The 12,048-nt window shown below is 68.8% G+C and carries 9 protein-coding genes; 2 read left to right on the top strand and 7 right to left on the bottom strand.

Going from position 1 to position 12,048, the window contains the following annotated elements:
* Positions 1-548: 548 nt before the first annotated feature.
* Together RMO40_RS12670 and RMO40_RS12665 are read right to left on the bottom strand one after the other, a co-directional pair.
* Positions 549-3,404: a DUF3857 domain-containing protein gene (locus RMO40_RS12670; protein WP_309721555.1), complete on the bottom strand. Its 2,856-nt coding sequence runs from the start codon at positions 3,402-3,404 to the stop codon at positions 549-551.
* 140 nt (positions 3,405-3,544) lie between these two features.
* On the bottom strand, positions 3,545-4,306 hold the full coding sequence (locus RMO40_RS12665; protein WP_309721552.1) for a sterol desaturase family protein: 762 nt from the start codon (positions 4,304-4,306) through the stop codon (positions 3,545-3,547).
* Between the two features lie 113 nt (positions 4,307-4,419).
* Between RMO40_RS12665 and RMO40_RS12660 the strand changes: the two genes are divergently transcribed.
* Positions 4,420-6,048: an alpha/beta fold hydrolase gene (locus tag RMO40_RS12660; RefSeq protein ID WP_309721547.1), complete on the top strand. Its 1,629-nt coding sequence runs from the start codon at positions 4,420-4,422 to the stop codon at positions 6,046-6,048.
* On the opposite strand, the gene RMO40_RS12655 is transcribed toward RMO40_RS12660, so the two are convergent.
* The gene (locus RMO40_RS12655; RefSeq protein WP_309721544.1) at positions 6,037-6,648 is read right to left on the bottom strand and encodes a histidine phosphatase family protein; all 612 of its coding nucleotides are present in this window, start codon (positions 6,646-6,648) and stop codon (positions 6,037-6,039) included. The two genes, RMO40_RS12660 and RMO40_RS12655, sit on opposite strands and share 12 nt — an antisense overlap.
* Positions 6,649-6,776: 128 nt before the next feature.
* Between RMO40_RS12655 and RMO40_RS12650 the strand changes: the two genes are divergently transcribed.
* Complete coding sequence (locus tag RMO40_RS12650; protein ID WP_309721539.1) at positions 6,777-8,474, top strand: MBL fold metallo-hydrolase; 1,698 nt, start codon at positions 6,777-6,779, stop codon at positions 8,472-8,474.
* On the opposite strand, the gene RMO40_RS12645 is transcribed toward RMO40_RS12650, so the two are convergent.
* The 4 genes from RMO40_RS12645 to RMO40_RS25505 form a co-directional block, all read right to left on the bottom strand.
* On the bottom strand, positions 8,458-9,852 hold the full coding sequence (locus RMO40_RS12645; RefSeq protein WP_309721536.1) for a serine hydrolase: 1,395 nt from the start codon (positions 9,850-9,852) through the stop codon (positions 8,458-8,460). The two genes, RMO40_RS12650 and RMO40_RS12645, sit on opposite strands and share 17 nt — an antisense overlap.
* 110 nt (positions 9,853-9,962) lie before the next feature.
* Positions 9,963-11,270 carry an MFS transporter gene (locus RMO40_RS12640; protein WP_309721533.1) on the bottom strand — a complete coding sequence of 436 codons (1,308 nt, stop codon included), beginning with the start codon at positions 11,268-11,270 and terminating at the stop codon, positions 9,963-9,965.
* A 121-nt stretch (positions 11,271-11,391) separates the two neighbouring features.
* Positions 11,392-11,646, bottom strand: coding sequence for a hypothetical protein (locus tag RMO40_RS12635; protein WP_309721530.1), 255 nt, complete (start codon positions 11,644-11,646; stop codon positions 11,392-11,394).
* Between the two features lie 233 nt (positions 11,647-11,879).
* Positions 11,880-12,048 (bottom strand): AMP-binding enzyme (locus RMO40_RS25505; RefSeq protein WP_489660154.1); only part of this gene is annotated, 169 nt, incomplete at its 5' end.

Genomic DNA, 12,048 nt, shown 5'->3' with positions numbered 1-12,048 from the left:
GCCGGCGCAGCCGCGCGATGTGTTCATGTTCTTCATCAGCGCGGCCAAGGAGCGCAACCCGGCGGCGGCGATGGCGTTGATCGAGCGCCTGCGCGGCTGAGTTTTGCTCGTCATTCCCGCGGAGGCGGGAATCCAGGAGCCTGCCGCGCGCCCCCTCCGTTCGGGCTGAGGTATCGAAGCCTTGTGCCGCTTCGCGTCGTGGGTCTTGTTCACTGCGTGAGGCCGCGCCGGGAGTTCGGCCCGGCGGCCGACCTCCTTTCTTGTATCGACAAGAAAGGAGGCAAAGAAGCGACCCCAGCCGACTCGGCCCTCGCGATGCGAGGGCTGCCTTGCGCTGCTCGGTCTTTGCGGGTCGGGCAGAACTCGCTACGCGGCCTGCGGCCGCTGCGCTCAAACAACCGCCCGAAGTTTGTTGTTGATGCGCGCTACGCGCGCTCCCGCAAAGCCCTGTGCTGCTCAGCTCGTCCGAAGGGGGAGACCAACACCAGCCGGCCTCGCTTCGCTTCGGCTTGGCTTCGCTTCGCCTTGCCGCAATGACAACTCAGACCTCACGGCTTGGTCGCCACTCGCTTCAACTCCATCTCCGCCAGCGCGTGCTCGCGGTAGGGCGTGGCGTTGATCTCGACGGTGCGCTGGAACATGCGGCGGGCATCGTCGGTCTGGCCGCGTAGCAGCAGTTGCTGGCCCACGTAGAAGTAGGCCTCGGTGAGGTTGAGCCGCTCCATGCGCTTGTCTTGCCGCGCCAGCTTGAGCAGCTCGCTCTGGTCGGCCTGGCCGGCCAGGTAGTGCAGCAGCACGCCGGGCCAGGCGCCCTTGTCCGCCTCGGGGAGGAAAGGGCCGAGCGCGGCCTTGCCCTTGCCGCCGGAACGTTCGGCCGACAGGTAAAGCCAGGTCAGTGCGAACACCCGGTCTTCGCCCGAGCTGTCTTGCGCCGCCTGGCGGAAGGACTGCTCGGCCTGTGCGTACCGGCCCTGGTAGTACAACGCGCCGCCAATGCCGCGGTCGAGGAAGGCGCGGCTGCTCGGGTTCTTGTACTGCTGCATCGCGGCCACCGCTTCGTCGGCGCGGCCGAGTGACAACAGGGCCAGGCCCCGTGTGTAGTGCGCATAGCCTCCTTCGGGGGCGGCAGCGAGTGCACCGTCGGCATCGGCGAGCGTGGCCGACGGGTCGTTGAGCATGCTGTTGGCGATGGCGCGGCGCTCCAGTGCGGCGGCGGCCAGCGGGCTGTCGGGGCCGGCGCGCTGCAGGGTTTCGGTGGCGAGCAGGCGCTCGACCTCCTGGCGCACCACGATCTCGCGCAAGGTGTCGGTCTGGTCGCCGAGCTTGCGGTACACACGGCGCTCGATTTCGCCAAAGGCGCTGCGCAGGCCGTCGAAATCGAGCAGCGGCAAGCGGGCCGTCACGCCACCCAGCTTGCGCGCCGCCTGCACCCGCTCGCGAAAGCGCGCCAGGTCGGCCGGCAACACGGTGTCGGAGCGGCGGTCGTAGGTGAGCAGGTAGTGGAGGGTGTTGCCGTCGAGCTCGTAGCGCGCGGACAGGTTGAAGTGTTTGTCGCCCACTTCGCTGGGGGCGGGCGGCTGCGACGTGAATTTGCGCGGCCCGATCAAGCGCACACGGTGTTTCACCTGCTGCGGCTGGTCAACGAGATAGGGCATCTCGCGCCTGGCCTCGCGCGGGCCGACCAGGCTGTCGAGCAGCTCCAGCGCCGGCACCTCGACCGACAAGGCACCACGGTCGTACTGGCCCAGGCCGGGTGCTTCGTATTTCAGTTCCAGCTCGAACAGGTTGGCCTCTCGGTCGTCGCGCACCACGGGTGCGGCGGTGGCCTTCAAGCCGGGCAGCATGCGCGCGTAGGCGCCGGCGATGGCGCTGGCCACGCGCTCGACGCCGCCTGCGCTCACATTGCTGCGCCAGCCCTCGGCGGCCAGGCCGCGCGCTCGCACGATCGAGGTGAATTGCGGCACGCGTCGCAGGTCGGAGGCGTCCCACACCGACTCGTATTCCTGGCTTTGCACCTGGCCGGGTGCGGGCTCCAGGCGAGCGAGTGTGGTGCTGCCCGGGTCGACCACCAGGCTCAGGCCGTAGTTGACAAAACCCCGCGTCTGCAACCGGCGACCCTGCTTTTGGATCGTTGGGTCGAGCCAGTAGACGGTGTCGTTGAGCGCCAGCCGGGTGATGACGTGATCGAACTGGTCGTGCGAGGGCAGGTAGTCGGCCACGCCGCGGTTGCGGTGCACCGAGATCAGCGCGGGTTTGGCGTCGAAGTCGAGGCGGCGCAGGATGGCGTTCAACAAGGCCACCTTGTCCTTGCAGTCGCCCAGCCGCTCGGCGTAGGTCTTGGCCGGGGTCTTGGGGCGGTGCGAACTTTCGCCCAGGCTCACGCTGAAGTAGCGCACCTCGTCTTGCACGAACTCCAGCACCTCGGAGGCCAGCTGCTCGCGTGACAAACCCTTGCCGCGCCAGGCTTCGATGCGCGCCGTGAGCTCGGGCCCCAGCTCGCCGGGGTTGGTAAACAGCTCGTCGGCCCAGCCGGCGACCTGCTGCCAGTCGGCGTAGTCGCTCACGTGCAGCGCGGGGAAGACCTTGAACCACGGCGGCACGTTTTCTTCGAGCGTCACCGCCGGCACATCGCGGCGTGTGAGCTGCAGCACCTGCCGGCCCCCTTCGACCACAGACTCGGGCACCACGTCGCTGCGGATGCCACGGGTGTGCAGCGTGCGGCCGCGCGGGTACGTCAACCGCCATTGCAGCTCGTCGACCGCCGCGCCGAAGCCGAGCTGGTAGGTCTCGGCAAAGTGGCCCTTGTAGATGGGGTTGGCGCCATGCACCGTGTAGGCCACCTCGACCACGTCGCCCACCCGCACGTCGTTCAGCAGCACCAGCAGGGTCTGCACGCCGGTGAGCGTTTGCCGCTCGAGCGCTTCTTCGCGGCGCAGCAGCTCGATGCGGGCGTCTTTCAGCCGGTCGAGGCGGGCGCCGTTGCGTTGCACCGAGGCCTCGTGCACCGTGAGCGTCTGGTAGGCGGGGTTGAAGTAGAGCTCGCCTTTCGAGACCACCTGCAGCCCCGCTGCTTCGGTGGCCACGGAACGGGTGCGGGTGTAGACCTGCTGCGACGCGTCGGCCCCCAGCAGGGTCTGGGTGTCGATCAGCAGCAGGCGGTAACCGAGGCCGCCGCTGGCGGCTACAGGTGCGGTGGTCGAGGCGGGTTTGGCGGGCTTGACCCAGTCGGGCGTCTTGCCGAAGCGGTAGCTGCTGGCTGCCGGCGCCTTGGCGCTGGTTTTACCGGCGGGTTTGGCTGCGGTTTGCGCCAGCGCCCCCATCGGCATCGCCAGCGCGGCGGCCCACAACAATGCGTGGGTCAACACGCGGGGCCAGCGGGCGGGGCGGCGGCAAAGTGTGGGCATGGCAGAACTTCCAGTCTGCGGCCATTATCTTCAGAGGGCTGGTGCTGCACGGGCCCGCTCGCAGTGAAACAAGTGAAGCAATGCACTACCGCGTGACCCTTGTGCGCAGCGGCCCGCAGTTCAGGCGCTGGCAGCCCCGCTCACTGCCGGTGTGTCGCCTGCTTCGGGGCAGGAGAGCGCGAAACGTCGCGGAACAGCAGCATGTCCAGCAGCCGCCCCGAGGCGCCTTGGTAGAAGCCCTGGGCCCGCACGGGGGCGTCGGCCGGCGGGTTCTGAAAGGTGCCGAAGACCATGTCCCACAGCGGCAGGTCGGCGTAGTTGTGGGCATGCACGCCGCGGGCATGGTGCACACGGTGGCTTTCGGGGCGCTGCACCAGAAAGCCCAGCCAGCGTGGTGTGCGCAGGTCGGCGTGCTGGAAGACCGCGAGAAAGGTCAGCGCGCCGCTCGCCAGCGCGCCGGCTTCGGGCGTGAGGCCGAGCACCGGAAACAGCACCAGGCTGGACAGGCTCACGAACAGCAGCACGTCGACCGGGTGCAGGTAGTAGGCGCCCCAGGCGTCGAGGCTTTCGGCGCTGTGGTGCATCTGGTGGCCCAGGCGCCACAGCCAGTCGTGCCGGTGGGCCATGCGGTGGTACCAGTAATGCGCGAGCTCGTAGCACAACACACCCATGGCCGCGCCGCCGAAGGTGCCGAGCGCGCTGCTGTCGAGCAGGCTGGCACCCCCGAAGAAGGTGGCCCAGGCCATGCCGATGGCCAGCGAGAGTGCGAAATTGACGGCCGTGACGACGAAGGCCCGGCTGCGCCACCAGCGGCTGCGCTCGTCGGCATGCGCGCGGTAAAAGAAGTCGAGCAACAGGAAGGCTGGCAACAGGGCCAGGGTGATCAGTTCAAGCCATGACATGGGGGCTCCTCTTGGGAATGAAACGTTGGGCGGCAATGTAGGAAGGCAGCGTCCGCGCGGCGTCCGCCGGGCTGCGGCGAAAATGCGGCCACCACGTCACTGGCTGGCGCCCCGTGTCCTCCAAGCCCCCCGCACCCCACATCGAATTGCAGCTGCACGCCTACCCGGCGCTGCAGTGCGATGGGGTGGCCGCGCCGCTCAAGCTCAGGCACGGCCTGGCGCTGATCGCCTACCTGGCCGAAGCCGGCCGCAAGGTCTCGCGAATGCAGTTGGCGGCCTTGTTGTGGCCACAGGCCGACGAAGCGCTGGGCCGTGGCCGGCTGCGCCGCCTGCGGCACGAGACCCACACCAGCCTGGGCTGCGAGCTGGTGCTGGCCGATGCCGACATGTTCTGGCTCGCCGCCACCCAGGTCGACGTGCACGCGGTGCGCGACAGCGCCCGGGCCCTGCTCGATGCATTGCCCGACACCTGGGCGGCCGACGACATCGAGCGTGTGCTCGCCCCCACCGCCCATCTGCTGCTCGACGGCTTTTCGATCGACTCCGACAACTTCGCCGCCTGGCTCGACGCGCACCGCGCCGATCACCAGCGCCTGCTGGCCCGCGCCCTGCAGCGTGTGGCCGATCACCTGGCCGCCGGGGTCGACCCGCACCGTGCCATCGACGCCGCGCAGCGCCTGATCGCGCACGACGCCTGCTCGGAAGGCGGTTACGCCGCGCTCATCACCGCCCACGGCCAGCTCGGCGAAACGGCGGCGATGGAGGCCGCCTACTTCCGCTGCGCCGAGGTGCTGCGCGCCGAGTTGGGCGTGCGGCCTTCGGCGCGGGTCGAGGCGGCTTATGCCGGGGCGCGGCACGAGGCCGAGCCGGCTTTGGCGTCATTGCCGCGCCTGCCACGCATCCGCTTTGCCCAGACGCCCGAAGGCGCGGTGGCGTACAGCCTGCAAGGCGAGGGCCCGCAGACGGTGGTGATCGTGCCCGGCCTGTTGTCGCACCTCGAAGTGGCGTTCGACGAGCCGCGCATCAGCCGCCACCTCGCCCGCCTGGCCGAGCGCTACCGCGTGGTGGTGATCGACCGCCGCGGCACCGGGCTCTCCGAGCGTGTGGGTGTGCAACCGACTGCGCTTGCGGCGCGCGAAGACATCACCGCCGTGCTCGACCACCTGGGCCTGTGCAAGGCCTGGATCTTTGGTGCCTCGGTGGGCGGCACCATCGCGGTGGAATTTGCCGCGACCCTGCCGGAGCGTGTGCTGGGCCTGCTGTTGTTTGGCGCCAGTGCGCGCGGCGCCTGGGCCAGCGATTTCCCGTGGGCGATGAAGCCCGAGGCGATGACCCAGTGGCTCGTGATGTTGCGCGACGGCTGGGGCGAGGCCACCAGCGTGGCGGCGTTTGCCCCCTCAGCCGCCAACGATCCCGAGGTGCACGCCTGGTGGGCGCGCATGCTGCGCACCGCGGCCTCGCAAAACGGCATCGAGCAGATCCTGCGCGAGTTCCATGCGATGGACGTGCGCCAGCACCTGGCCGCCGTCCGCGCCCCGACGCTGGTGATGCAGCGCCAGGGCGACCGCATCGTGCGCGAAGGCGCGGGGCGCTTTCTCGCCGCCGGCATCCCCGGTGCGCAACTGCTCCTGATGCCAGGTGACGACCACTGGTGGTGGCATGGTGACGCCGAAGCGGTGCTGCACGCCACGCAGCAGTTCATCGACCGGCACGCGGGCGGCTCAGCCTCCTTACCCGCCTGACAGGCTGCGTGTGTCGTGCTGCGTGGCCGCGTCGAGGTGGCGGGTGCAGTCGAGCAGCTCCACCGCATGCGGCGGGGTTGCGCCGAGCACGCTGATCGAGGTGTTGCCGATGCGCGGAGGCTCGTTGTCATCGGCCCGCTGCGCGTGGTGCGCCAGCAGTGCACGGATCACCAGGCCGTGCGTCACCACCGCCAGGTTGCCGCAGAGCGAAGCGCGCAGCGCCACCATGTGCTCGAAGGCCTGCGCCACACGGGCCAGAAAAGTGGCACCCGATTCACCGCCCGGTGGCGCTTCGTCCATCGTCAGCGGGTTGAAACCCAGCGTGTCGTAAGGCTGGCCACGCAGGTCACCGAAGTTGCGTTCGTGCAGCAGCGCGGTGGTGGTGAAGGGCAGGCCGGTGGCGGCTGAGATGGCCTGTGCCGTGCTCAGCGCACGCGGCAGGTCGCTGCTCACGATGCCGGCGAGCTGCATGCCCGCCAGGCGCTGCGCCACCGAGCGCGCCTGTGCCATGCCGTTGTCGCTGAGTGGTGTGTCAGCCGGCTGCAGCATGCGGGTCACGTTGAGCGGCGTTTCACCGTGGCGCACGAGGATGATGGACATGGCCGTGTCTGCTTTCTGTGGGCGAGGCAATGCTGCATTGTCATCACCCGCGAACAGCCCCGCAGCCACCTTGGCGACGCGGGAATGCCAGACTTGCGGCCCTTTCCAGAATCGTCAAAGTGCTTGCCATGAAAGCCTCCGACACCGCACCGCTCGACATCACCGCCGCTGAGCGGCCACCCCGTCCCGCCGCCACCTTGGTGGTGGTGCGCGACGCGCCTGGCGGCATGCAGGTGCTGCTGCTGTGCCGCGCCGAACGTGGCGACCACAACAGCGGCGCCTGGGTGTTCCCGGGCGGCACCATCGACAACAGCGACGCGCAGTGGCGCGCCCACTGCACCGGCAGCAACGACACGGCGGTGAGCGCCCGCCTGAGCCTGCCCGAGGGTGGGCTCGACTACTGCATCGCCGGCATCCGCGAGTGTTTTGAAGAAAGCGGCCTGCTGTTTGCCACCGATGCGCGCGGCGCGCAGATCGCGCTACAAGGCGAGGCCGCCACGCGCCTGGGCGAATGGCGCGGGCCCTTGCACCGTGGCGAGCGCAATCTGGGCGCGCTGTGCGAGTCCGAGGGCTTGAAGCTCGACGTCGATCAACTCGTCTACTTCAGCCACTGGCTCACGCCGCAAGGCCGCGCCAAACGATTCGACACGCGCTTCTTCCTGGCGCTCGCACCGCCCGCACAAACCGCCGAACACGACGGCGCTGAAATGGTGGCGATGGAATGGCTGCGCCCGAGCGAGGCCCTGGCCCGCAGCGACTCGCTCAAGCTGATGGGGCCGACCCGCGCCACGCTCAGCGCCATCGCCCACTTCGACAGCGCCACGGCGTTGATGGCCTGGGCGCGCCAGCCGCGCGAGGTGAGCCTGATCAACCCGCGCATCGGCATGGGCCACCAGGGCCTGCGCCCGGTGCTGCCCACCGAACACGCCTGGGCCGAGATGGGCCGCATCGACCCGCTGGGCCATGGCACCGCGTGGTACGAGATCGTGCCCGGCCGCGCGGTCAAACTCTCGGCGCATGTGATCCGCGTCACCGCGCCCAACGCGAGCGTGATGACCGGCCCCGGCACCAACACCTACCTGGTGGGCGGTGGTGCCCTCAACGAGTGGGCCGTGATCGACCCGGGGCCGGCGCTGCCCGAGCATGTGGAAGCCATCCTGGCCGCATCGCCCGGCCCGGTGCGCTGGATTCTGGCGACCCACACCCACATGGACCACTCGCCCGCCTCGGTGTCGCTCAAGCAGCACACCCACGCCCAGGTGGGCGGCCGCCAGCCCGACCACCCGCACAAACAAGACAGCAGCTTCGCCCCGGACCGTGTGCTCCACGACGGCGAGCGCATCGAGCTCGGCCCGAACGTCACGCTGCGTGTGATCCACACCCCCGGCCATGCGTCCAACCACCTCTGCTACCTGCTCGAAGAAGAAAAAACCCTCTTCACCGGCGACCACGTGATGCAGGCCTCGACCGTGGTGATCAACCCGCCCGACGGTGACATGGCGGCCTATATCAACTCATTGCGCGCGCTGCTGCACGAAGACATCGACTGGCTCGCCCCCGGCCACGGTTTCCTGATGGCCCAGCCGCGCAAAGCCATTCAGGCGGTGATCGACCACCGCCTGAAACGCGAAGCCAAGGTGTTGGGCAAGGTGCGCGAGCATGGCCCGGCCACGCTGGAGCAACTGCTGCCCTTTGCGTACAACGATGTCGACCCGCGCATGCTGCCGGTGGCAGCAAGGTCGTTGCTGGCGCACTTGAACAAGTTGCAGGTGGAGGGTGGGGTGAGCGAAGTGACGGGGCATTGGCAGATCACGGCGAAGGCCTGAGCGCCGCCAGCACCTCCCCCACGATGCGGTTGGTCTCTTCGATGTCGTCACCCCGCACATGCGACACGCTCATTCGCACGATCACCAGGCGCTGTGACGGGATCACCACCACAAACTGGCCCATGAAGCCGCGAGCGAAAAAGGTGTCGGGCGGCGCCGAGGCCAGGCCCCAGGGCACGCCCCAACCGGGCACGTTGCCGGGCACGCGGTTGGTCCAGAAGCCCGCGCCGTAGCCGGTGGCCAAGGTGGGTGTGGTCGATTGCGCCACCCAGCCGGCGGGGAGGATGCGGCGCCCGCCCACCACGCCGTCGTCGAGGTAGAGCTGGCCGAAGCGGGCCCAGTCGCGCGGTGAGGCGAGCATGTGCGAGGCGCCCACGGGGGTGCCCGTGGCCTCGAAATCCAGCGTGACGTGGCGCATGCCCAGCGGGCCGAAGAGTTCGTTGTGGGCGAAGCGCAGCACGTCATTCGCGTTGCCACCGACCGCATCGCGCACGATGCGTGACAGCAGGATGTAGTTGGTGTCGGTGTAGGACCAGCGGGTGCCGGGTGCGACGGCCAGTGGCGCTGCGGCCGCCGCGGCCGCTTTGTCACGCACGCTGTACATGATCTGCGTGCTCGAATCGAAGCCGGAGTTGTCCTGCAACAAGTCGAGGCCCGAGGCCTGACGCAACAGGTGCTCGATGGTGATGGCGTGGCGCGGGTCGCTCGGGGCGCGCCATTCGGGCAACGGCGCGGGCTGTTGCAGCGAGAGCCGGCCTTGTTGCACCAGCGCACCGATGAGGGCGTTGGTCACCGATTTGGTCATCGAGAAGCCGAGCACCGGGGTGTCGACGCCGTACCCCGGCGCGTAGGTTTCGCCGATCAGCTGGCCGTTGTGCAGCACCACCACGGCCTTGGTGTTGTGGGGCGGTGGCGAGAGGGCGCGGGCCAGGGCGGCGGCGAGCGGGGTGTTGGGGGTGTGAACCCGCTCTGGCCCGGCGATCTCTGGGAGCAGTGCTGGCTGGGCGCCGATGGCCGGCGGCGCGGGCGCGGGCTCGATGGCCACGCTGGCGGGCAGGGCCACGCAGCCGAGGCCGCCGCGGTGCCGGGCCCGGCTCTCGAAGAGGCCGACCATCGAGACCGTGACCTCACGCTGCGCCGTGTCCACCTGGCGGCGCAGCGCCCAGGCGAACGGGCCCATGCCGGGCAAAGGTTTCACACGCTCGGCGTAGGCGATGTCAGGGTCGATGCCGGAGACAAAGGTGTCGTCGCAGATCAGGTGGCTGGTGAGGCCGGTGGCCACGCGGGCGGCTTTGTCGACACGCCAGGAGGCGCAGCCGGACACGGCGGCGGCCGCCACCACAGCGAGCACGATGAGTTTCAGGGGCAGGTGTTTCAAGGCCAGGTCTCCAGTCGGGAAAGAAGGCCTTCACTGTGCAAACGCCACCGCCTGGCGTCTTGCCGATTCTGAAATTCACTTGCCGATTTGAAGAATCGGCATGAAAAAGCTCAGCTTTTGTCGCGCGCGGCCGCCGCGCCGCGCTCCACGTTGATGGGAATCAGCAACAACAGCCCGACGATGAAGAACACGCCGGTCGACAGAATCGCCAACCGATGGTTGCCGCTGGTGAGCACCGTCACCACGCCGTAGGTGACCGGGCCGACGATGGCCGCAAGCCGCACCGCAAACGTCCACAAGGCGAAAAACTCGGCCCGGTGTTCGCTCGGAGCAAACAGCCCGGCCATCGCCCGCCCGGCCGACTGGCTGGAGCCCATGCACAAACCGGCGATCACCGCCGCCACCCAGAACAGCCCCGGGCTGGTGGCCATGACGGCCAGCACCGTCATCACCACCCAGCCGGCCAGCGTGACGGCGAGCGCTCGTTTGTGGCCGATGCGGTCTTGCCAGTAGCCGAAGCCAAACGCCCCGAGTGCGGCTGCGATGTTGACCAGGAAGACGAGCGCCATGGTCTGCGCCTGCTTGAAGCCCAGCGCCTGCTCGGCATACACGGCGGCCAAGGCAATCACCACCGAGATGCCCGCCTGGTAGCTTGCACCACAGGCCAGCAGCCAGGAGAAATCTCGAAACTGCCGGGCTCGGCGCCAGGTGTTCGCCAGGCGCTCGACCGACGCGCGCAAGCCGGCCTGCCGAAGGGCCTGCGCCTGCGCCTGTGGCACCGCCCGTTCACGCAACAACAAGAAGGTGGCGAGTGACGCCAGGCCGTAGACGCCAGCGGTGATCATCATCGTGACCGGCACGAACGAGGTGGCCGGCTCGCCGCGCGCCTGTGCCGTCAGCACATACGCCAGGCTGAGACCCAGCGACAACATGCCGCCGAAGTAACCGAAGCTCCAGCCCCAGCCCGACACCCGGCCGAGCGCTTCGCGTTTGGCGAGCTCGGGCAAGAAGGCGGCGGTGAGCGACTCGCCGATGGCGTAGAAGGTGTTCGACAACACCACCGCCGCCACTGCCCAGGCCACGTCGCCGCGGCCCGCGAAGGCCAGCATCATGGTCGCTGCCACGCAGCCCGCGGTGCTGATCGCCAGCAGGCGTTTCTTGTTGGCGCGCAGGTCGGCGTAAGCGCCGAGCGCCGGCATCACGATCATCACCAGCACGCTCGATAGGGCCAGCGTCAGCGTCCAGGCCAGCGTGGCCCACTGCGCACCTTGTGCCACCACGCCGACGAAGTAGGCGTTGAACACCGCCGTGAGCACGACCGTGGTGTAGCCCGAGTTGGCGAAGTCGTACATGGCCCAGCCGAAGACTTCGCGTTTGCGCACGCCCTCGTTGAGGGCTTCTTGGGGGAACAGTGGCATGGCGAGGTCGGGGCGCCGGCTCAAGGGAGCGTCGTCGGGCCCGAGTGTGCCGCGTGGTGCGCCAACGTGCACCAACTTTCGTGGCGCGGCTTGCGGGCCGCGCACAACCATCGGCCTGGCGTCAGGCGATGTAGAGATCGACCCCGAGCGCGCTGGCGGGCCGGGGTGCGCGGCGGCGGTCGGTGCTGGCGGCGGCCAGCGTGCTCATCTTGGGCAAACCTTTCAACAGGTCGGCGGCCACGGCCTCGCCGCTGGCGAAATGGGCCTCGCCTCTGGCGAAGGGGGCACCGCGGCGCGGCTGGGCAACAGGCTGCAAGGTCGGCGTGGGCGGGGCAGGTGAAAACAGTTCGCGGGGCAGAAACAGGGCGTCGCTCATGGCGTCTCCGATCAGGCTTTGCACTGAGCGTGACTGTGGCGGCGTGCAGTTTCGCGCGGGTTTCAAACCACCCGCGCTTTGTTTCATTGGTTGCGGCAGGGGTGCGGCCGGCTCAGGAATTCAGAACTTCTGATTTCCGTTCGCCCTGAGCCTGTCGAAGGGTGCGCAGTGCACGGCGCTGGCTTCGACAAGCTCAGCCCGAACGGTGAGGGAAATCAAAAGTCCCCCGCCTCTCAGGCCGCCGTGCTGCGCGCGTTCTCTTTTTCCTGCAGCTCGCGCCACATCACCTTGCCCGTGCCCGACTTGGGCAAGGCCTCGACAACCTCGACGATGCGCGGGATCTTGTAGGCCGCCATGTTGGCGTGCGACCAGTCGATGATCTCTTGCTCGCTCACCTGGCCG

Source organism: Rhizobacter sp. (assembly GCF_031412075.1).
Lineage (GTDB): Bacteria > Pseudomonadota > Gammaproteobacteria > Burkholderiales > Burkholderiaceae_C > Rhizobacter.
Note: the sequence above shows the minus strand (reverse complement) of the source record. Positions and strands in the feature narration are given on the sequence as shown.

Bases quoted from the DNA above. Each gene is read 5' to 3' on its own strand.
- RMO40_RS12670 (WP_309721555.1), bottom strand. From the start codon at position 3,404: ATGCCCACACTTTGCCGCCGCCCCGCCCGCTGGCCCCGCGTGTTGACC.
- RMO40_RS12665 (WP_309721552.1), bottom strand. From the start codon at position 4,306: ATGTCATGGCTTGAACTGATCACCCTGGCCCTGTTGCCAGCCTTCCTG.
- RMO40_RS12655 (WP_309721544.1), bottom strand. From the start codon at position 6,648: ATGTCCATCATCCTCGTGCGCCACGGTGAAACGCCGCTCAACGTGACC.
- RMO40_RS12650 (WP_309721539.1), top strand. From the start codon at position 6,777: ATGAAAGCCTCCGACACCGCACCGCTCGACATCACCGCCGCTGAGCGG.
- RMO40_RS12640 (WP_309721533.1), bottom strand. From the start codon at position 11,270: ATGCCACTGTTCCCCCAAGAAGCCCTCAACGAGGGCGTGCGCAAACGC.
- RMO40_RS12635 (WP_309721530.1), bottom strand. From the start codon at position 11,646: ATGAGCGACGCCCTGTTTCTGCCCCGCGAACTGTTTTCACCTGCCCCG.